At 46.5% G+C, this 19,635-nt stretch carries 19 protein-coding genes; 10 read left to right on the top strand and 9 right to left on the bottom strand.

The genetic code is table 11. The features are described 5' to 3' along the window. Positions 1-274: 274 nt before the first annotated feature. On the bottom strand, positions 275-1,504 hold the full coding sequence (locus tag M2277_RS28330) for a cytochrome P450 (protein ID WP_036639456.1): 1,230 nt from the start codon (positions 1,502-1,504) through the stop codon (positions 275-277). Between the two features lie 215 nt (positions 1,505-1,719). On the opposite strand from M2277_RS28330, the gene M2277_RS28325 reads away from it, so the two are divergent. Both M2277_RS28325 and M2277_RS28320 read left to right on the top strand, forming a co-directional pair. Beyond that, positions 1,720-2,232, top strand: coding sequence for a PadR family transcriptional regulator (locus M2277_RS28325; RefSeq protein ID WP_280756201.1), 513 nt, complete (start codon positions 1,720-1,722; stop codon positions 2,230-2,232). 106 nt (positions 2,233-2,338) lie between these two features. Continuing rightward, positions 2,339-2,869, top strand: coding sequence for a hypothetical protein (locus tag M2277_RS28320; RefSeq protein ID WP_280756200.1), 531 nt, complete (start codon positions 2,339-2,341; stop codon positions 2,867-2,869). 25 nt (positions 2,870-2,894) lie between these two features. Here the strand turns inward: M2277_RS28320 and M2277_RS28315 are convergent, their stop codons facing one another. Continuing rightward, positions 2,895-3,482, bottom strand: a complete 588-nt coding sequence (locus M2277_RS28315; protein WP_280756199.1) for a YdeI/OmpD-associated family protein — start codon at positions 3,480-3,482, stop codon at positions 2,895-2,897. Positions 3,483-3,708: 226 nt separating this feature from the next. On the opposite strand from M2277_RS28315, the gene M2277_RS28310 reads away from it, so the two are divergent. Next, the gene (locus M2277_RS28310) at positions 3,709-4,080 is read left to right on the top strand and encodes an iron chaperone (protein WP_148247406.1); all 372 of its coding nucleotides are present in this window, start codon (positions 3,709-3,711) and stop codon (positions 4,078-4,080) included. A 142-nt stretch (positions 4,081-4,222) separates the two neighbouring features. Here M2277_RS28310 and M2277_RS28305 read toward each other — a convergent pair whose 3' ends face one another. Further along, positions 4,223-6,205 (bottom strand): DUF4832 domain-containing protein, encoded by a 1,983-nt coding sequence (locus tag M2277_RS28305; protein WP_148247405.1) that lies wholly within the window; start codon positions 6,203-6,205, stop codon positions 4,223-4,225. A 208-nt stretch (positions 6,206-6,413) separates the two neighbouring features. Beyond that, positions 6,414-7,436 carry a LacI family DNA-binding transcriptional regulator gene (locus M2277_RS28300; RefSeq protein ID WP_063479444.1) on the bottom strand — a complete coding sequence of 341 codons (1,023 nt, stop codon included), beginning with the start codon at positions 7,434-7,436 and terminating at the stop codon, positions 6,414-6,416. A 338-nt stretch (positions 7,437-7,774) separates the two neighbouring features. Between M2277_RS28300 and M2277_RS28295 the strand changes: the two genes are divergently transcribed. The 7 genes from M2277_RS28295 (at position 7,775) to M2277_RS28265 (ending at position 16,201) form a co-directional block, all read left to right on the top strand. Then, positions 7,775-9,124 carry a DUF4832 domain-containing protein gene (locus M2277_RS28295; protein ID WP_280756198.1) on the top strand — a complete coding sequence of 450 codons (1,350 nt, stop codon included), beginning with the start codon at positions 7,775-7,777 and terminating at the stop codon, positions 9,122-9,124. Further along, positions 9,118-10,419, top strand: a complete 1,302-nt coding sequence (locus tag M2277_RS28290; RefSeq protein WP_148247403.1) for an acyltransferase domain-containing protein — start codon at positions 9,118-9,120, stop codon at positions 10,417-10,419. Before M2277_RS28295 ends, M2277_RS28290 begins: the two co-directional genes overlap by 7 nt. A 4-nt stretch (positions 10,420-10,423) precedes the next feature. Continuing rightward, entirely contained in the window at positions 10,424-11,515 is a 1,092-nt protein-coding gene (locus M2277_RS28285; RefSeq protein ID WP_280756197.1) for a DUF4832 domain-containing protein, read from the top strand. A gap of 40 nt (positions 11,516-11,555) precedes the next feature. After that, positions 11,556-12,815: a Gfo/Idh/MocA family protein gene (locus M2277_RS28280; protein ID WP_006210122.1), complete on the top strand. Its 1,260-nt coding sequence runs from the start codon at positions 11,556-11,558 to the stop codon at positions 12,813-12,815. 32 nt (positions 12,816-12,847) lie between these two features. Further along, positions 12,848-13,774: an ABC transporter permease gene (locus M2277_RS28275; protein ID WP_006210123.1), complete on the top strand. Its 927-nt coding sequence runs from the start codon at positions 12,848-12,850 to the stop codon at positions 13,772-13,774. Then, positions 13,774-14,670 (top strand): carbohydrate ABC transporter permease, encoded by an 897-nt coding sequence (locus tag M2277_RS28270; protein WP_063479449.1) that lies wholly within the window; start codon positions 13,774-13,776, stop codon positions 14,668-14,670. The genes M2277_RS28275 and M2277_RS28270 overlap by 1 nt, the downstream gene beginning before the upstream one ends. Before the next feature lie 70 nt (positions 14,671-14,740). Further along, positions 14,741-16,201: an ABC transporter substrate-binding protein gene (locus M2277_RS28265; protein WP_006210125.1), complete on the top strand. Its 1,461-nt coding sequence runs from the start codon at positions 14,741-14,743 to the stop codon at positions 16,199-16,201. Positions 16,202-16,399: 198 nt separating this feature from the next. Here the strand turns inward: M2277_RS28265 and M2277_RS28260 are convergent, their stop codons facing one another. The 5 genes from M2277_RS28260 to M2277_RS28240 form a co-directional block, all read right to left on the bottom strand. Then, on the bottom strand, positions 16,400-16,540 hold the full coding sequence (locus M2277_RS28260) for a hypothetical protein (RefSeq protein ID WP_156515062.1): 141 nt from the start codon (positions 16,538-16,540) through the stop codon (positions 16,400-16,402). Positions 16,541-16,643: 103 nt separating this feature from the next. Continuing rightward, entirely contained in the window at positions 16,644-17,702 is a 1,059-nt protein-coding gene (locus M2277_RS28255; protein WP_280756196.1) for a sensor histidine kinase, read from the bottom strand. Next, positions 17,692-18,393 (bottom strand): response regulator transcription factor, encoded by a 702-nt coding sequence (locus tag M2277_RS28250; protein WP_040680654.1) that lies wholly within the window; start codon positions 18,391-18,393, stop codon positions 17,692-17,694. Before M2277_RS28250 ends, M2277_RS28255 begins: the two co-directional genes overlap by 11 nt. 121 nt (positions 18,394-18,514) lie before the next feature. Beyond that, positions 18,515-19,093 (bottom strand): class I SAM-dependent methyltransferase, encoded by a 579-nt coding sequence (locus M2277_RS28245; protein ID WP_280756195.1) that lies wholly within the window; start codon positions 19,091-19,093, stop codon positions 18,515-18,517. A 182-nt stretch (positions 19,094-19,275) separates the two neighbouring features. Further along, on the bottom strand, positions 19,276-19,620 hold the full coding sequence (locus M2277_RS28240) for a ribosomal protein L7/L12 (protein ID WP_063479452.1): 345 nt from the start codon (positions 19,618-19,620) through the stop codon (positions 19,276-19,278). Positions 19,621-19,635: the final 15 nt, after the last annotated feature.

Raw genomic sequence — 19,635 nt, 5'->3', positions numbered from 1 at the left:
TTTACCGAGAGATTCGCTACCTTTTAAAATTCAAGATCCTCCTAATTAATAGGTACCTTAAAAGATTGTTTATATGTCATCACTTCTCATTATTCTACTACAAATAGGCAAAAACTATAAATTAGCTGTTGATATTTCCAGATAGACAATTGGTGCGGATTGCATTTACAGGTGGGTAGTATTTTACGCTTACGACTAAAACGAGGCAGCCGCCCTTACACTTGGGTGGCTGCCTCGTTTTATGATGTAAGGTGTTTCTTTTTGCTGAATGACTCTATCGGTATACACGAACGGGCAGGGAGGAGAGCATTTGTCCCGCTGCGGATGGAGTCAAGTTATCTTCAAGCTTAAAGCCTGGCACAGCTTCAATCCGAGAGAATTTATCCATGAAGAGGCCAATCCCGGTATTAGCCTCTAATCGGGCAAGCGGAGCACCCAGGCAAAAATGGGGTCCGTTGCCAAAGGTCAAATGCTGTTTGTTGTTGGGACGATGAATATCCAATGTGAAGGGATTATCAAATACCTCCTCGTCCATGTTTGCAGCGCTCATCCACGCAACAACCACATCGCCTTTCTTCAAATCAACCCCAAGCAAGTTATTGTCCTGTTTGACGGTCCGATCCATTTTGGCAATATTAAACCGATAACGGAGCATCTCCTCCATGGTGTTAGGGAGCAGCTCGCGGTTATTTCGAACTTCCGCATAGATTTGGTTATTATCATACAGGAATGCATAGAATGTATTGGCTAACAGATGGCTTGTCGTTTCAATACCGGCACCTAAGATAAACATCGTGGTTCTTACGATTTCGTCATCGGTCAATCGGTCACCATCCACCTCGGCTTGAATCAAATCTGAAATAATATCGTCTGATAGGTTTGCTCTTTTCTGAACGATATGAGGGTAGAGATAACTGTAATACTCTTTAGCCGCGCGGCGTTTCAGCTCATTTACGCTTTCTGTATTTTCTTTGGGGATGGGAAGGAATAAATCGTATACCCATTGTTGAAACAATTGTCTATCCTGTGAAGGAACGCCGAGCAAGTCTGCGATCACGATCGTAGGCAGAGCGCTGGCAAAATCCTTAACAACATCAATGACCTCGACTTCTTCCATCTCATGGATAAGTTCGTTCACGATCTCCTGAATCCGGGGCTCCCACAGCTTCAAGCTGCGAGGAGTAAATGCGGCAGAGAGCAGGGAGCGGCTTTTTCTGTGTTCCGGAGGATCTGTCATCAGGTTAAACTTGCCCATATGTTTACCCTCATCATTATCTGCGCCTACGCTGATGGTTGTGCGCATCCTCACATTGGAGAAGTGATCGTAGTCGCTAAGCACTCGCTTGACGTCTTGGTAACGGAAGACATTCCAGGTATCGGTTGCCTGATTATAGCTTACCGGTTCATTTTGCAGTTTGTGTTTGTACCACACATAAGGGTTGAATTCCTCGGTTGGCGATTGAAATTGAGTAATTTCCTCTAAAGAGATAATTTCATTATTCATATCTTTCCTCCCAACTGCTAAATTTTAGTGGAGTTAATTTAACACATGTTATTTTAACATATATAAACAAGGGGAGAATCTTGCTAATGGCCTAAGACAAAAGGACCCTAATCGTCTTTATTTGTCGAGTTATGATTGAAGAACGAATTCGTAGGCTGTAAGCTTACTATATTCGTACAAAAAGAACATTGAATCTAATGGAGAGGTAAGAATACATGTACATTGAACTACTTATATTGATCCAGATCGAAATGGCTCCTAAGCATGGATATGAGATCAAGAAGGAAATACAACGGGATTTGGGTTATTTAACAGATGTTAACCACAATATGTTATATCCCACTTTGCGCCGATTTACGGAACAGGGTTTGATTACTAAAAAAATAAACGAACAGGATGGTAAACCCAATCAATTCGTTTATGAAATAACCGAGGCGGGTAAAACCAAAATTACGGATCTTATCAACGCATTTTCGGAGAAAGACGCCAAGCATCAAATCGAATTTCTCATCCGAGTGTCGCTATTTCAGCGCATTTCTCGGGATAATCAACTCCGAATATTAAACATGAGAAAAAAAGACCTGGAAGCGCTTTGGGAAGATCTTAAGAAGCGGGAAGGCAAACACGTGGACGATGGGTACAGAAATGAAGTTCTGCAAGTTTCCATATCCCAAGTAAAGGGAGAAATGCTGTGGATTGATAAGTTGATTCGTAAGACGGACAGCTAGAGAGGCATCTTGAAGGCTTTTGTATGAGAGGATAGAGGGTTATGACTCAAAATGTATTCGTACAATAACGATAAGAGCAGAACAGCAGCAGGGAGGATTCAACATCATGGTAAAACACAAAAAAGCAGCCATCCTCATTTTCGTATTCCTTGTATTGATATCTATCGTCTTACTTATTAACAACAAGACAAACCGGGTTAATCAAGAAACGAATGCAAAATACTACAGCGGTTTTATGTCCAATGTCATGACATTGAAGAAAGTTGTGGATCAAGCGGTCGATACAGACTCCGATCCTGAATCAACCGCAATCGCTATGTTTGACGTATTGTCCAATATCGCGTTCATTCATGATCGATTGAATTTGATGATAAATGAGACGACCCACGGGAATGAATATTCTTCCCTGAAGGATCAATTTTTGAGATTAAGATATTCATATGAATCTCTTGTACGGAGTCAGCTAATGAAAAGGGACAGATCCGATTCCGAAGAAAAATTAAGCTTCACGCAGCAGCAGCTTCAACTCTTCATCAATGATCTGCCCAAAGAATACGAGAATTCTAAAGCGTTTTTCATTCTTCTTCATAAAGCGGAAGCGCATATTAAGCCATTAGAATACATGAACTTCTCTTAATGGATCTGACTCTAGTGATAGGAATCTAATCATTCAATCCTTTGCCATCAAGGATGTTCTGCACATGTTTCTCGACTCTTGACTCCCGCGTCTTGGCTTGTTTGGCTTGATTAATATAATGTACGTAAGCACGCTTGCGACCAGGGGTCAAGGCTTCAAAAGCCGTTTGCAGGCCTGGGACTTCATCGAATTTATGTTGAAGCTCTTCAGGAATGACAAGCTCATCATTCTTTTTGAAATCCACGGTCAAGCCGGCTTTTTCAATTTCGATGGCTTCATGAATATAGGCTTCCAAGACAGTTTCCATTTCGATGATCTGTTCAACATGGGTGAACCGAATTTGACGACCTGCTTGTACGTTTTCTGTCTGTTGAATAAGAATGCCGTGTGGATCCTTTAACAAAGCACCTTTGATAAACAGAACCGCACAATATTCCTTGAAGCCATGGATCAATATGATGTTCTTGTTCTGAAACGTGTAACAAGGATGCATCCACTTAAAGTCTTCGGTCAGCTGACAGTCCAGAATAATCTCCCTCAGCTTCTCGGATTCTTCCTTCCATTTCTTGATTTTACGCAGATATCCATCCACCTTAGGATTAGTATTCGTCATTAAGAAGCACTCCTTCATTTATCTCGCATCAACGTTCTATATGGCTTGATTGTATAATGATTTTTAATGGATTGTACAGTTTCAGTCTCAGTCTCTATATATCAATATGGCCACGCCCTCTCCCTTATATAAGGGGGGTATGCATTGTGATCAGAAGAAGCGGGGATTATAGTATAATGTACGCAATACGATGAAAATATCGTTTGGATTTTAGGAGGGAAGCCACATGGAGGTTTTTGCAGATTATTTGAAGGGCATTGACAACCCGGATCATCGAGCGCGAATGGAGGAAATCTTCGCCTGGATTGTTGGGAAGTTTCCGAATTTAAAGCCGAAAATCGCGTGGAACCAGCCGATGTTTACCGATCACGATACTTTTATTATCGGCTTCAGCGCATCCAAGCAACATATGGCCGTTGCCCCTGAAAAGGCAGGGATTGTCCGTTTCTCGGAGGACATAGTGCAGGCAGGTTATGACCACACGAAGGAACTGGTCCGTATCCGATGGGACGGCCCGGTGGACTATTCGTTACTTGAGAAGATGATCGAGTACAATATAGAAGATAAGGCAGACTGTTCTACTTTTTGGCGAAAATAGAGTAGTTTGGATGTCCGATGTAAGAAGCCCAATACCCGGCAAGACGTCTGGGCTATAGTGAAAAATAGTGATCATAGAAGAGCAGCAGACCTGCCCGTCTCTAACGGGTGGCAGGTCTGCTGCTCGTTGCATTATAGCGTTATTATTTGGTCCATGTACCGAGCTTATAAGCTCCATCAGCAAGCCTGTCGGTGTTCGCAAAATCAACCCCCGGACGGTTGGTTGAAGGGTCCAGGATGGCGATGGCCAGTTCATAGGTGCCGCTTGGCAGTGTGCTGGTAGAGATTGAGCCTGAGACTGTGTGCATTCCCGTTCTCCAGGTTCTCAAGTCCGCTGACGTGGATTGACGTGCCACGATGGTGCCCCCACTGCGAAGCTGAATTTCAACAGGCCAGTTGAACGGGAAGTGCTGAACGCCCTTGTTCTCCACGTGGATGGATACATCCAGTGTGCTTCCGTTATTCGCTTGCGGGTACGCTGCTTTGTTCACAACAAAGTGATAACCCATTCGTTTCTTAAGTATGTTCATATTGCCTTGCAATGGATTGCCCAGGGACAAGGAAGCTGGAGCATTCGGTCCCAGCCAGCTCGGTTTGCTGAGCTCCGTTTGCCGGAGCGTCTCATTAAAGCCGCTGCCTGTCGTAAGTGCAGCATTCATGCCATAGGCACCACCGTAAAATTCACCGCCAGAAACACGGGTGTCCCAGAAGTTGGCGTGATTGGGCTGCTGCTGACCGATATCGTCCCAATATCCGTTCTGTGTGCCCGTATACCAGCCCCATTCGGAATCGAAGCTCGGCTGATCGCCGAACACATCGTTGTACATGCCGAGAATGAGGCCTTTGTTATTATTCTTGGCCAATTCCACGCTCCGTCTGATCAATAACTGCGTATGATCCTCCTGAGCGGCAAAGGCATCAATATAGTGTTGAATGTACTGGTTGGATATGGAGTTTGGAGGGAATGCGCCTGTGTAGTTGCTTTCCCCGTTCGGCCCTACGTAGGGCCAAGTGTGAAATTCTGCCCAATGGCCCAGCGAACCGATCTGCACAAACGCAATCGGGCTGTCAGGCGTGTTGTAATGTGCAGCAATGGCCTCAATGGCAAGTTTGTGTCTCGCAATCAGATAGTCAGAGCTGTAATTCGGGGAGAAGCCCGTATTGTTGCCAGCTCCCATACCTCCGGTTGCATCTTGATAAGCGGTGCCGGGCGACTGTCCCAGACTGACCATATCGTTATACAGCCAATCGGGAATATCCCGGTGAGGCACGCCGGTAGGACTATCGAGAATAAAGCGCAGCACGACCTTGACGCCGCGGCTTTGCCAATAGCTGAAATGATTGGCCGCTTCGATGGCATCGAAATCATAGCTGCCTTTGGTCGGCTCCAGCTCCTTCCAGGTGACACCGACATAAACCAGACGGTGGTCCTGGGGATAGCTGGTGGATTTCGCTGAAGGAGCCCAGCCCTTGAACGGGTTGTTAAGCGGATCATTCAGCTCAGGCGGATAAAATTCGATCATATTTCCTCCGGGACTTCTCTCATTAATGGTATAGACGGGGAGTGATTGGTTCTGCGCCGGCAGCCGATTCACATTCGAATTGTTGTCGAGATACCCGATATTTACGGTACTGCCTACTGTGAGTCCAAGCGTGGAGAGTGGAATGGCTGCCTCGATTGTTGATGAGGTCCGTACATATTGCGAAGAAGACAGCGTGGATGACCAATCCCAATTCCAGCTGCTTCCGTCACCTGAATAACGGTATAGCGATTGATTCTCAAGCAGCCATTCAATCCCGGTTGTGCCCCAACCGTAGGCTTGATAACCAGTTGAAGCATTCCCGTCTGTATTTAGCCAGAAACTCCCCATGGTGGTGCTGAGACCTGAGCCTTCGACAAGTAAATAAAGGTTCACGTCATCGTGGGAAGCCTTTAAGACTCTGGCTGTCCCGGAATTGGTGGAGATTGCCGGAATACCTGCCCAATCGCTTGAGTCACCGTCTACGACGATAGATGCAGCTTCCGCAGTCGAAATAAAGGGTGAAACAGGGAACAAGGTAAGAAGAATAGCCGTCATCGTAACAAGAATAAATGTCAATTTCATTGAATTACCGCGTGTTTTCATCAAGAACCTCCTTACAATATGATGGGTTGCCTGTACAGCCGCATATCCAGCATTCTTCCAGCTTGGAAAATCAGTCTATTGGATTCGAAGCGCTCACCCCCTTTCATAAGCAGAATGTTCATGTACTATGAAAAAAGAGCACCGTGTCAGGGTGCTTGATCCTTGATTTGGCGCAGGTTGTTAAACCTGTACGTGTGTCGCCCCATACCTAAGTAGAGCTGCGTACGACCAAGCGGTTGGGCAGAATAACCTTCTTAGGCAGGAGAACGTTTCCGTTGATTCGGTCTAGTAAGTTATCGACAGCGACCATACCAATTTCTCTGGTTGGGATATCGATCGTGGATAGCGGAGGATTGGAATACTTGGAAACCTCGATATTGGAAAGTCCTATAACAGCCACTTCATGAGGAACAGAGATGCCGTTGTTGTACAAGCCATTGAGGGCCGCCATCGCCATCAGATCGCTGGCGGCGAAGAAGGCGGTAGGGTAATTCCTGGTTTTGCATAAATGATTGACTTTCTCGATACAGACCGCTTCATCCCACATGCAATCAATAACCCAATCTGAATTTACTGACAATCCGGCAGCATGCATGGTGGAATAGTAACCTCGATAGCGGCGGCTGTCTTTTAAGTTGCTTGTTAATCCGCTTCCCCCGATATAACCAATACGGGTATGTCCCTTCTCAATGAGATGGTTTACTGCCATAGAAGCTACATGGTAATGATCATAGCCCACATTGTCGATATCTCCGCGTTCCGTGTCAATGCCCACGATATAGGGGACCTGCTTGCGTATATACTCGTAAGTCTCGCTGTTCAAGGATTCCATAAGGATAAGGCCGGTAATCGGTTCACTGAAGGTGTTGAATAGAACCTTATTATCATTCAGCTCTATTCCTGTGCGAATAAAGGCAATGTTATATCCTGCACTGAGCAACCGCTCTTCCACACCCGATAGAATCGACATGAAATAAGGGTCGTTATATTTATCTTTTGTCACGCTCAGGATGCATCCGATTTTGATATGGGACTTGCTCTCGGCATCATCCTTGGGGGCAACCTTTCGCTTGGGGCTTGCGCTGATTTTATAGTTGAGCTGAGTAACGGCTTGCCATACCCTTTCTCGGGTTTCGTCGGTGATTTTATATTTCGTATCATTGTTTAGAACTCTGGATACGGTGGCAGTGGATACCTTGGCTAATTTAGCAACATCCCGAATCGTACTCATAAATAAACACATTCTCCTTTTAAGTTACTAATGATCACCATTTAGAGTTTATAGGAATGTTACATTCCAGACAATGATTACTCAAATCAGGATGTTTGTTACGTAATACTGTTACGTTGATTAATTTTGAGAATGTCTGCTATTTATAACTCATCATAACACATCTATGCCGCGCTATGTTACATGAAATTTTAAAAAAACGTAAATTTATATTGCAAGGTTAGGGGTGGGTGATATAACATGAGATTACTAAACAAAATGATAAAAATAGCAACAATAACGTAACAAATAACGTAACAAAATGCAAATTCGTTAGCACATGGTGGGAGCTGATGCACATGAACAGAGCAGTGACGGTTTATCCGGCGATATCCGATGACATCTTAAGCAATCCAGGCATCGGTTTTACAGCGGCACCGGGGTTAATGGGGGAGCCGGACCGAATCTATGATAATCGGGGCGAAGAACATAACCAATATAAGTTCACCGAAAACGGCAGAACCTTCAATCATCCCGACAGCAAAGTGTATTTCTGCAGTGCACGCTGGAGGGACCTGGAAATCAGCAAAGGGGTTTTTCATTGGGAAGTGCTGGAGGAGAAGCTGGACTACGCCAAATCGATGGGCTGTACGGCTGTCGTTCGTTGTTCGCCCTATGCGTTAAGTGATGAGGATGATATCCCGGCGTGGTTTCGGGCGGAATATCCGGAGGAACCCGAATTTCCATTCTGGAGAGTAGACCCACAGACGACCCCATACATAGCTTATTGGTCTGATTTTATCAAGGCGTTCGCGGCACGGTTTGACGGGCATCCGGTCATAAGTTCGGTGGATATGACGATTGTAGGGGCATGGGGAGAAGGCGGAGGAACCGAGTTTTTGAAGCCGGAGGCCATTTCGAGCATAACGGATGCCTATCTGGACGGTTTTAAAATAACGCCTCTCCAGGCACTCCTGCATGACCCGTTGTCAATCCGGATCATAAAGGAACGTAAAGCTAAGGTAGGCTTTCGTGTTGATTGCTTGGGCGATATGGGCGGGTTCCATGGCGACCAATGGTCCCATATGACGGACTTCTATCCTCAAAATATACAGAATTTTCAGATGGCCGATGCCTGGGAGAAGGCGCCGATTTTATTTGAAGCCTGTTGGCACATGAATGATTGGTATCTGCAGGGCTGGGATATTGATTATATCATTCAAGAAACGCTGAAGTGGCATATCTCTTCATTTAACAATAAAGGAACGGTCGTTCCGGAGCCGTGGAAAGAGAACATCAAGGCATGGCTGAACAAGATGGGATACCGCTTTGAACTGAGGAAATTCACATACGACTCGGAAGTGAGTGCGGGCGCAGAGCTCGGTATTGCTGCTCTGTGGGCGAATGTGGGAGTCGCTCCGATCTACAATCATTATTCACTTGTGGTAAGGCTTACAGGCAATAGTCAGACGTATACCCTTCGAAGTAGGGAAGACATTCGGGATTGGCTGCCTGATGTGGATATTGCTTGGGAAGAAAGTTTTACTTTACCGGAGGATATGCCGGAAGGAGAGTACAGCTTGGAGGTTGGCATCGAAACCGGGGTAGCCGAAATCGGCAATATCCAGCTTGCGATCGAGGGAAACCAGGACGGCTATTACCCGATGGGCAAACTATTCGTTGAACGGGGGAAAGAAGCGAAATGCTGAATGTGTTGAGTTATAACGAATGTACGGCAAGCTGCAATTTTGATGATCTGCCGGATGGATTGGAAGCAAAATATAACCGCTATGAACCGAATCGGAATCCGTTTCTCATTCCGCGCGAGTTTCTGCACGAACTCTTCGATCTGTATCAAATTCCAGAACATACACAGCAATGGCTCATTCATGGGATTGAGGCGATCGAACAAGATGCCGTGTTGTTTCACTTCACCAAATTCTTAGTAGATGATATGTGCTCTGCGCGAAATCGCTGCGATGAAACCCATTATACGAACATGACGCCTGGATGCATGAAGGAATACGGGGAGTTGTATTCATTTTTGTTGCTGCTGGCTTGCGTTAACCCTTCCATGCAAAGGCTGCAGGAGCGCTCCGTGCCCAAAGCGTATTACGAGCAGATTCCTCATCAACCGCTGAAAGTTCAGTTAGAGAAACTGGTTTTGCACGGTGATGCGAAGGTACATGATTTTCCGTGGGTGATGAATTTCTATACCTGTTCCATCTTTCTGTTAGATCGGTTTTACTTTATTCCCTACCGATTCGGGGATTCTTTCACGATGTTTCGTCATGTGGAGACACATGAAGTGATCGCCCTTGCGCATGCGGGGGAAGAGTTCCGCAGCGATGGACAAAGGAACGGAATCAATGACGTTTACGACCCTGAAGGCAGCTTCACTACGGAATGGCAGGAGAATGACATTTTTGTTATAGCTAACCGGATCAATCCCATGGGATTCGTGGAAAGAGAACCGACTCCCATCTTAAAGGCGGAATGGGTGCCTGTTCTGGAGCAGGGAGACATGCTCTTGGCGCTTCACATTCCAGCCGGACCCGGGTACACACCGGACAGATTGAAGAATTCAATGGCAATGGCGATAGCATTCTATGATCAATATTTTCCGGAATTAGCCATTAGAGGCTTCTGGAGTGCAAGCTGGCTTTATGATACGCGGTTAGGGCTTGTTTTGGACAATGAGAGCAGCAACATCGTGCATATCCAACGGCAATTTTATAATTATCCGACGATGGAGGGAGACGGTATGCTGCGTTATGAGGTCTTTGGGGATTGGAAGGCTGATCCGGTCCTAAATCCCGGGGAATGGACTACATCGCTGCAAAAAGCAGCGGCGGCATACATGAAGACGGGAGCCCGGTTTAATACACTAAGCATGGTGGTGCTAAGCGAAGAAATCGAGAAGATTGGGCTTAATCCCTACATCAAAGCCTCCGACATTGAAGAATTCCTCCAAACCGTTGACAGCCATATAAAGGGGAGTTAATCGGATGACCCCATACTCGCTTGAAAACTATGAAAAATATAAAACCGTAAAAATTCGGCCGGTTCCCTTACCGAATAAGAATCAAGATCCAGGCCACGGACAGTTTCAATATGTCCAATTGTCATGGAGGGAGCTGGAGCCGGCAAGAGGAGAATTTAGGCTCGAAGGGATAGAGGAAGCCCTGCGTGCTGCCCTTAATCCAATTCTAGTCCTGATGCCGGATTTGCCTGTGTGGGTGAAGAATGATGCCGATGATTGCTTTGCAGCCTTGATCCGCAAAGTCGGGAGTTATATCGGTTCGGACAGGCGCCTTACAGCCGTTCTGATATCCACCCTGTCTGACAGCAAGGAAGAATGGAACGCCTATATAGAGGCGTTTGACTCACAGACAATGCTGGCTGAGCTGCAGAATGATCGATTAATCCAATATGTAAAGGAACACAGTTGTGGATTTGGCCTGCTGGTGAGGTGCAGCGAAGCGAATTGGATCGAATGCTGCGAGGCGTTTGCCGTACAAAAGCTGCAGCATGTATGGAAGAGCCACCCGGTTGTCCTCCATGTGACTGATCTAGCGTGTGGTCCGAATATCAGACGGGAAGCATTGCGATGGCATGCAAGCCTCTCGAATGTGAATGCAGGGCTTGGGTATGATCTTGCTCTGCGCAGGCTGACTTATCCGGAAACCGTGTCCAGCCATGGGAGCCTGCCACTGCGATTCTGGTTTGCCAACACGGGCAGTTCGAGGATTTATCGGGATTTTCAAATCTGCGTTCAGTTAAGGCAGGGAGAAGTATCCTATGAACTACCGCTGCACGCGGCTACCCACACATGGCTGACAGGGGACCATGTCCATAACGAGATGGTTCCATTGCCGGACATGTCGCCGGGAAGTTATACGCTGAGTATAGCCCTCTATTTCGAAGACCGTTCCTATGTCGCGCTGAATATACAAAACCGGCAGCAGAACGGATATTATGAGACAGGTTCAATACAAGTCGAAATCACCCATGAAGATCCACTGACGAATATATGGGATACGTATTATCCGGAAGGATATTATCCCTTGGAAGACCCTGTAGTTCCGGAGCAGGAATAGCTTGTTTGGCACAAATACGAGAACGCTGGAGGTCATAGATTTGAAGTTAGCATTAATCGGCGCAGGACAAAGAGGCATGATTTACACAAGATACGCTTACCAAAGCGAAGACATCGTTGCGGTGATCGAACCAAATGACGACAGAAGAAAGGCTGCTGCGGATGAGTTCCAGATCCCGCTGGACCGACAGTTTGAATCCGTAGAAGCATTTTACCGGCTCGGAAAAATTTGCGATGCCGTCATTATCTCTTCCATGGATAGAGACCATTATGAGCAGACGATGCAGGCGCTCGATCTGGGATATGACATTTTGCTCGAAAAGCCCATTTCCCCAAGTCCTGAAGAATGCTTGAGAATCCAGCAGAAGGCCAATGAAAAAGGGCGCAAAGTGATTGTATGTCATGTGCTCCGTTACACTCATTTTTTTGCCGAGATTAAGAGAATCATTGATAGCCAGGAGCTTGGCAAGGTGATCACGATTCAGCATAACGAGAACGTTGGTAATTTCCATATGGCTCATTCCTTCGTAAGAGGTAATTGGAGAAGAAGTGATCTGGCGAGTCCGATCATTATGCAGAAGTCCTGTCATGACATGGATATTCTTTCCTGGCTGGTGGACAGCGGGGCTAAACGAATCTCTTCTTATGGCAACCTGACTTATTTTAAGGAAGAGAATGCGCCGGCCGGCAGTGCCGAGCGATGCCTGGACTGCAAGGTGGCCGCAGACTGCCGGTTCGATGCCAGAAAGGCCTATCTGCCGATGAGAGGGCAGTGGCCGGCAACGGCCATATCGGTCGATCAGAGTGAAGAGGGACTGTTAAACGTACTGGAGACGAGTCCTTACGGACGCTGTGTTTACCGGACGGACAACGATGTGTGTGATCATCAGGTGACACTGATCGAGTTCAAGAACGGGGTAACGGCCACATTTAATTTAAGCGCGTTTACCAACAAGATGTACCGCACGATTAAAATCATGTGCGAGCATGGAGAAATTCGAGGAGACGATAACCTGAACGTCATCGAAGTGACCCGCTTTAACTCCAATATGGCAGAACCCGTTGAGCAGACTGTTGTTCGGCCAGCCATGATGAGCGGCGGACATAATGGCGGCGATACCGGTCTGATGATCGATTTCCTGGATAATTTGGGGAACGCCGGCTTCAGCAGCCGATCCTCCATCGACATGTCCGTCGAAAGCCACATGATGGCCTATGCAGCAGAAGAGGCAAGGCTCACCGGCACCGTCATTGATCTGGATCAACTGAAGGAGAAGCTGCAGCACAGCATTACAGCATAATCGTTTAATCACAATGCAAAGGTAGTGATGGAATGGGTTCGGGTGTTAAGGGCTTTCTATATGAAATCAAGAAGAACAGAATACTGTATCTCATGTGCGTGCCTGCTCTGATTGTGCTGATCATGTTCTCTTACATCCCTTTTGCGGGAGTATGGATGGCATTTACCGATTTTAATGTCGTGGATGGCATCTTTGGCAGCAAGTTTGTGGGCCTGGACAATTTCAAATACTTTTTTTCGGCAAACAGCATGGGGTGGAAGGTTACTTACAATACACTGTACATCAACTTTTTCGGTCTTATCCTAGGCATTATCATCCCTGTTACGATTGCCATCATGATTAATGAGATCCGGCATAAAACCTACAAAAAGATAGCACAAAGCATGATGTTTTTTCCGTACTTTATATCCTGGGTCGTCGTTGGGGCGATCCTGTACGGCATTTTCTCCACGGATGTGGGCGTTGCCAATCATGTCTTGGAGTTCTTTGGCGCAGAACCCATTCGGTGGTACTCGGAGCCGAAATATTGGAAATGGATCATCATTCTGTCAAGCGTCTGGAAGTGGAGCGGGTACAGCTCCATTATCTATATGGCGGCGATGTCCAATTTCGATGGGAGTTTATATGAAGCAGCCAAAGTTGATGGCGCGAACAAACTGCAGCGCATTCTTTTCTTGACTGTGCCCATGCTGAAACCAACCATTATCGTCTTAAGTTTGCTGAGTGTCGGACGAATCTTCTATGGCGACTTTGGGATGATTTATGGTATCGTCGGCAACAATCCGGTTCTGGCTGAGGAAGTAACGGTCATTGATACCTATGTGTATCAGTCGATGCGCACGCTTGGCTTTTCCTATTCGACGGCCATCGGGCTGTTCCAGTCCTTGATGGGACTAATCCTGATTACGGCTGCGAACAAATCCGCTAAGAAAATAAATGACGGAGAGGGTCTATTTTAATGAAGGAAAAGAACAGATTGCTAGGCGATAAATTGGTGATCGGCGTTGCCTATGGTTTCATTGGCGTATTTGCACTCATTTGTCTGTATCCCCTTGTTCTAACCCTAAGCGTGTCCTTTTCTTCGGAACAGGCCGTGGCGAGAAACGGATATTCGATTATTCCCTTGAGCCCAAGCCTGGATACGTATAAATATATCTTCGTTAATAGCGGAACGAAAATACTCAAGTCCTACGGCGTGACTTTATTTGTAACCTTTGTGGGTACAATGGGGGCTTTGCTGATTACCAGCATGATTGCATTTTCCCTATCGATCAAAAAGCTGAAATATCGCAATGTACTCGCTTTTATCAGTAATTTCACCATCATCTTCTCGGCCGGCTTGATTCCGTGGTACATGGTCAGTGTCAATTATTACGGACTGAAGAACAGCATTCTGGCCTTGATCCTGCCTTCGATCTTTAGCGTATGGAACATGTTCCTCATGCGGACGTATTTTGCAAGCATCTCTTCATCCCTATATGAGGCGGCGGAGATGGATGGCGCTAATTATTTTACGATTTATGTGAAAATAGCGCTCCCGTTAAGCAAAACGGCACTGTTGACGGTAGGTTTAATGTATGCGCTTCAATATTGGAACGATTGGTGGCATGCTCTGATTTTTATTAATGAACGCGATTTGTTCCCGCTGCAGTATTATCTCTACAACATTCTGTCCAACGTCAATGCGATAAGCTCCGGGCGCATTCCATCAGGGGCCTCCGGCAACATCACATTGCCTGCGGAGACCGTGAAGATGGCCATTACGGTCATTACGATTGGGCCGATCATTTTCCTGTACCCGTACATTCAGAAATACTTCGTGCATGGAATTATGGCCGGTGCGGTCAAAGAATAGACACCTAAGTGGTTACTGGCCGATACAGGCTTTTAACATAGATTAACCATTTGATTAGGGAGGGTCTTTCATGAGAACAAAGAAAATGCTGATCTTTATGGTGTTACTGATTGCGGCTGTTTCCGTTATGGCAGGCTGCAGCGGCAAAAAAGAAGGGGGAGCCGCTGCGCTGGAAACGGTTACGATTCTGTACCCGGGGGATCGAAGCGATCGGATGAGCGAATTTCTGGACAATGAATTTGCCGAGAAAATGGCTGCCGATCTTGGCTTGAAGGTAGAAGTTGTATTTGTGCCGTGGGCGCAGTATTGGGAACAAAAAGATATCATGCTGGCTGCCAACGAACCGATTGATTTATATTGGGACGGTCTCCCGGACCTCTCAACAATCGTGAACAAGAAACAAGCCATGGTCTTGGATGATTTGATTCAGGAACATGGCCAGGATATGCTCAAAGTCCTGCCCAAGGAGCAGCTTCAGGGCGCAACCATCGACGGGAAGATTTACGGTATTCCTTCAGCTTATGCGCCGTCCTCTGCCATGTATCAGTTAGTTGCCGTGCGTCAGGATATCCTCGAAGCCGTGGGGATGACGGATCTGAAGACTGCCGACGATTTGAAAGAGTTTGCGACAAGGGCGGCCAAGGATTTTCCTGATATGAAGGGGCCTGCTGACATTATCTTTAAACCGTTAACCCGGTATTTTGCCGAAGAACAATATAACTGGATTGCTGTAGAAGATCTGGTTGTGTTTGGGGAAGACAGCAAAAAAGCATATAGCTACTATGAAACGGAAGCTTTCCAGGAAGTAGCGAAATTCAACCGCGGCATGTATGATGCGGGGTTATATACGGAGGATCTGACCATTAAGTACAATGAAAGAGACTCCCGGATGCAGACCGGCTTGTACTTATGGGTTGAAGGGTCTTTGGGCAAGGAAATGGAGATTGTTGATGCGATTAAGGCAAATGCACCGGATGCCGAGGTCAAAACCTATCTGTTAGCGGCGGAGAAGCCGCGTTATATTACGGCCACAGGCGGAGAAGTGCTAGGTATCCCTGTGAATGCTCCAAATCCGGAAGGGGCCATGAAGTTTGTCAACTGGCTTTATAAATCCCAGGAAAATTACCTGTTTGCTCTCTATGGCGTCGAAGGCAAGGACTACGAGATTGTAGACGGAAGAATCAACAAGCTGACTCCTAACGAATTTTTCTATGAATGGATGTTCAGAAACCAGAACTATCAATTGTTCGGGCCGAATGTAGCACAAGAGTCCATAGATACTTATAAGAGCTGGGATGATCAGGCCGTACGATCGGCTTCACTCGGTTTCCGGTTTAATAATGAGAAGGTGAAGTTAATCGAAACGGCATTGAAGGAAGTGGCAGGCAAGGATTTAGCTGCCATACGTTCCGGCTTTGTAAATTTTGAAACCGAATATCCGAAGGCCATCCAGAAACTGAAGGCGGCAGGCATTGATGATTACGTAGCGGAAATCCAGCGTCAGTTGGATGAATATTTGGCTGGGCAATAAGAGAGAAGCTGCAAATCGCTGAATTTATATTTAAATAGAAAGAGGAACAGGATGAGACGATTGGGGCAGTAAGAGCCGATATCGTCTCATCCTGTTCTGTTAGAGTAACTTTACGTATGGGTGTATTGTCGTGAATTTAATAGAGTCAAGATAGGAATTTGTTTAAGCAGGGGATGCGGCAAGCAGAATCCTTTGTCCTCAAGGCTTTACCGTACCTGTCTGGCGATCGGAGAATACAGTGTACTCTGTTCCGTCTGCAGAGACAGCGGTGGATGAATAGGCTGATAAAGAGACGGTGACAAATAAGGCGGCAAGCAATAGAACGAATCTTCTTTTCATGGGCAAACCTCTTTTCCATTGGGATTAGGTACTGTTACTACCATTTTAATCCATGTCCATTGCGCTTGAAAAGAGCCTTGGAGGTCGTTTGGGATGGATTCATTCATAAAGGAAGGATTATGCTGAACGTAAAATGTCCGTCTTGATGATGAAATTGAAGCGCTCCGCTGTGCAGCTCCACAATGCTGCGGGCTATGGAAAGCCCAAGACCGGAACCAGACTGGATTCTCTGAAAGGTACGGGCATCGTCAGCTTTGTAAAAGCGGTCGAATAGCCGGGACTCCTGCTCTTTCGTAATCGGCATTCCTTTATTTTCGATGGAGAGCTCCATATGATCATCGCTGTGGAGTAATGTTATGCGAATAACACCGGGCCTCACCGAGAACTTCAGTGCATTCATCAGCAGATTATCGATGGCTCTGCGGATCATCTCCGGATCTGCCTCGCGAACAAGGGGGGCTTCATGGATGTTCATCTCCAATCGAAGCTGGTTTTCTTTGGCAATCGGTTCAAGCTCAACCAAGAGTTGAACCAACAGTTCCCTCAGATCAATCCTCTCCATCTCCGGGCTTACTTCATTCGAAGCCAGCCGGGTGTACGCAAACAAGTCATCGATGAGCTGCTTGAGCTGCAGCGCTTTGTTGTAGGTATTGCTTACAAAACGGTCATGTTCCTTCAAGTCCTGGTACGCCTTGTCTTTCAATAAATCCAGATAGCCGATAATGCTTGTGAGAGGGGTGCGCAGGTCATGAGATACGCCCGTGATCAGTTCCAGCTTGGCTTTCTCCATCTGTCGCTCCCGGCCAATCTGCGTTTCGAGCTTTTCAGCCATGGCATTGATATTCAGCGCAATATCCCCCAGTTCATCCTTTCTTTTTACCATAACTCGGTAATCCAGCTGGCCTTGAGCGATAGTGTCAAGACCAGAGGCCATTTCCGACACGTACCGGATGATATGACGCGTCAGGAAAAAGAAGGTGAAGAAAAAGGGGAGGATGAACGACACCAACACAACCAGCAAATTCACATAATAGACTTCTGTGAACCTAGGCGTTACCAGTGAGACAAGCAAGCCCACAAGTATACTGATGACAAAAGACCAGAGCATTCGCATCCGTAAGCTGCCGGCGCCCGTCAGCAAGGAAAAGCGTTTATTTTTCAATTTTATATCCTACTCCCCATACGGTTTTGATGTACTGCGGCTTGCGGGGGACCAGCTCTATCTTTTCTCGGATATTACGGATATGGACCATCACCGTATTGTCAGAGAAAAAGGGGGTCTGTTCTTTCCAAACGCATTCGTGAATCTTGCTTACGCTGAAAATCTGACCGCGATTCGCCGCAAGAAGCTCTAGAATGGAAAACTCAATAGGTGTCAGGGAAACCGCAGCACCGCGAACCTTCACCAGATGCTGTTTTTTATGAATGGACAGGTCGCCGATATGAATTTCGGAAGGTTCCTCTTCCCGAAGGCTCAGGAAATTTTGCCGCCGCAACTGGGCCTTTACCCTCGCCATAAGCTCCACCGGATGGAACGGCTTCGTGACATAATCGTCCGCCCCGGTTGACAGTCCCGTAATCTTATCCAGAGATTCTACTTTGGCCGAGAGCATAATGATGGGAATCGCTGATCGCTCACGTATTTGAAGACAGGCCGCGATCCCATCCAGTTTCGGCAGCATCACGTCGAGAATGATGAGCTGAACTTCATGTTGTTGAAGAAGCTGAAGGGCTTGAAGCCCATCTTCCGCCTCCAATACGTGATAGCCTTCATTGCGAAGATAGACGTGCAGGACGTCGCGGATTTCCTTATCATCATCGACGATCAGAACGTTAATGTTTTTCAAGGACATGCTCTCCTTTGCTAGTAGGCTCCCAGGCCAAGATCAAGCTTGAATGTCGGCGCAATCTAATGAAAGAGTAACATAGCGGATAAGCCATAATAAAGTATTCAACGATGAGGCTCCTCAGCACTCAAATTTGCTTTTTTCGACACACGTAAACGAAGGCTGGAGGGAAGTTCTTCGGAACGAAATGAATGTTGATGATGTCAAAATGCTCCATGAGCTGCTTCTTCATCTGTTGTGAATATTGAAATGCAATAAAGAGCCCGTCCTTGTTCAAGGCTGCAACAATTTCGGTTATGATGCGGTCCCGAACGTATTGTGAAAAATTAAAAAAAGGAAGTCCGCTGATGATGCAGTCCAGTGACTCCAGGCCTTCCTGTTTAAGGAATAGACGAAGGTGACTGCCATCGGTGTAACAGGAATAGTGCGGATATCGCTCTTTCAGCTTACGACGAAGATAAGGGTCTTTCTCAAATAACAGCACTCTTGTATCCACTCCGGCAGCGGATTGTATGTGTCTTGTAATCGCACCTGTGCCGGCGCCAAGCTCTGCAATGGTCCTTATATGCTCCCAAGCTACCGGTTTCACCATGGTCTCTGCAAGTTCTCTGGAACTTGGTGCTACACTTCCGATCTGCCCCGGCGATATAAGAAATCTGCTTAAAAAAACAGCCTGCTCGTGCAGCCAATCGATCAGCCTTGTCATTGTGTAAATCCCCCCGTAATCATGTTATGGATTCTATTCTAAGGGGGAAATCTTGGGATAAAACGAGGGGAATTCTGAATTAATTCTGAAGAACTTCTGAAGAAGCATTTCTAGCTTAGTGAAGGGGCACCACAAAAAAAAAGAATGCCTCATGATCAAGAGGCACTCTTTGTACGTATAGCCTAGCGCTGATCCATGGCGTCCACGTAATTCTTCGCATCTTTCAGGGAGAGATGCATAGCCTCACGTAATTCTTTGATCGCCTTAATCTTATTTCCTTCAGCCAGCAGTTGTCGCAGGCGTTGCTCCAGCTCTGGTGAAAGCTCTGAGCTCCCCGAGCTTATGAAATGAGTATCAACAACAGCCGGCTGCTGTGGGCGGGGAGGAGGATAAACCTCCGATCGGCCCTCCAGGCGTGCAAGATCGGATGTAAGCTCATTGATTCGGGATTGCATTCTAAAGTGCTTAAGCAGAAGGAAGATGGATATTAACAATGATACTATTGCTATAATTTCAGTTCTTTCCATATCATACCCCCATCT

Source organism: Paenibacillus sp. LBL (assembly GCF_029893715.1).
Taxonomy (GTDB): Bacteria; Bacillota; Bacilli; order Paenibacillales; family Paenibacillaceae; genus Paenibacillus_AQ; species Paenibacillus_AQ glucanolyticus.
The sequence above is the reverse complement of the archived record's forward strand: the minus strand, read 5'-3'. Positions and strand labels throughout refer to the sequence as shown.

Coding starts and splice junctions, on each gene's coding strand:
- M2277_RS28330 (WP_036639456.1), bottom strand. CDS start 1,504: ATGAATAATGAAATTATCTCTTTAGAGGAAATTACTCAATTTCAATCG.
- M2277_RS28325 (WP_280756201.1), top strand. CDS start 1,720: ATGTACATTGAACTACTTATATTGATCCAGATCGAAATGGCTCCTAAG.
- M2277_RS28320 (WP_280756200.1), top strand. CDS start 2,339: ATGGTAAAACACAAAAAAGCAGCCATCCTCATTTTCGTATTCCTTGTA.
- M2277_RS28315 (WP_280756199.1), bottom strand. CDS start 3,482: ATGACGAATACTAATCCTAAGGTGGATGGATATCTGCGTAAAATCAAG.
- M2277_RS28310 (WP_148247406.1), top strand. CDS start 3,709: ATGGAGGTTTTTGCAGATTATTTGAAGGGCATTGACAACCCGGATCAT.
- M2277_RS28305 (WP_148247405.1), bottom strand. CDS start 6,205: ATGAAAACACGCGGTAATTCAATGAAATTGACATTTATTCTTGTTACG.
- M2277_RS28300 (WP_063479444.1), bottom strand. CDS start 7,436: ATGAGTACGATTCGGGATGTTGCTAAATTAGCCAAGGTATCCACTGCC.
- M2277_RS28295 (WP_280756198.1), top strand. CDS start 7,775: ATGAACAGAGCAGTGACGGTTTATCCGGCGATATCCGATGACATCTTA.
- M2277_RS28290 (WP_148247403.1), top strand. CDS start 9,118: ATGCTGAATGTGTTGAGTTATAACGAATGTACGGCAAGCTGCAATTTT.
- M2277_RS28285 (WP_280756197.1), top strand. CDS start 10,424: ATGACCCCATACTCGCTTGAAAACTATGAAAAATATAAAACCGTAAAA.
- M2277_RS28275 (WP_006210123.1), top strand. CDS start 12,848: ATGGGTTCGGGTGTTAAGGGCTTTCTATATGAAATCAAGAAGAACAGA.
- M2277_RS28270 (WP_063479449.1), top strand. CDS start 13,774: ATGAAGGAAAAGAACAGATTGCTAGGCGATAAATTGGTGATCGGCGTT.
- M2277_RS28265 (WP_006210125.1), top strand. CDS start 14,741: ATGAGAACAAAGAAAATGCTGATCTTTATGGTGTTACTGATTGCGGCT.
- M2277_RS28260 (WP_156515062.1), bottom strand. CDS start 16,540: ATGAAAAGAAGATTCGTTCTATTGCTTGCCGCCTTATTTGTCACCGTC.
- M2277_RS28250 (WP_040680654.1), bottom strand. CDS start 18,393: ATGTCCTTGAAAAACATTAACGTTCTGATCGTCGATGATGATAAGGAA.
- M2277_RS28245 (WP_280756195.1), bottom strand. CDS start 19,093: ATGACAAGGCTGATCGATTGGCTGCACGAGCAGGCTGTTTTTTTAAGC.
- M2277_RS28240 (WP_063479452.1), bottom strand. CDS start 19,620: ATGGAAAGAACTGAAATTATAGCAATAGTATCATTGTTAATATCCATC.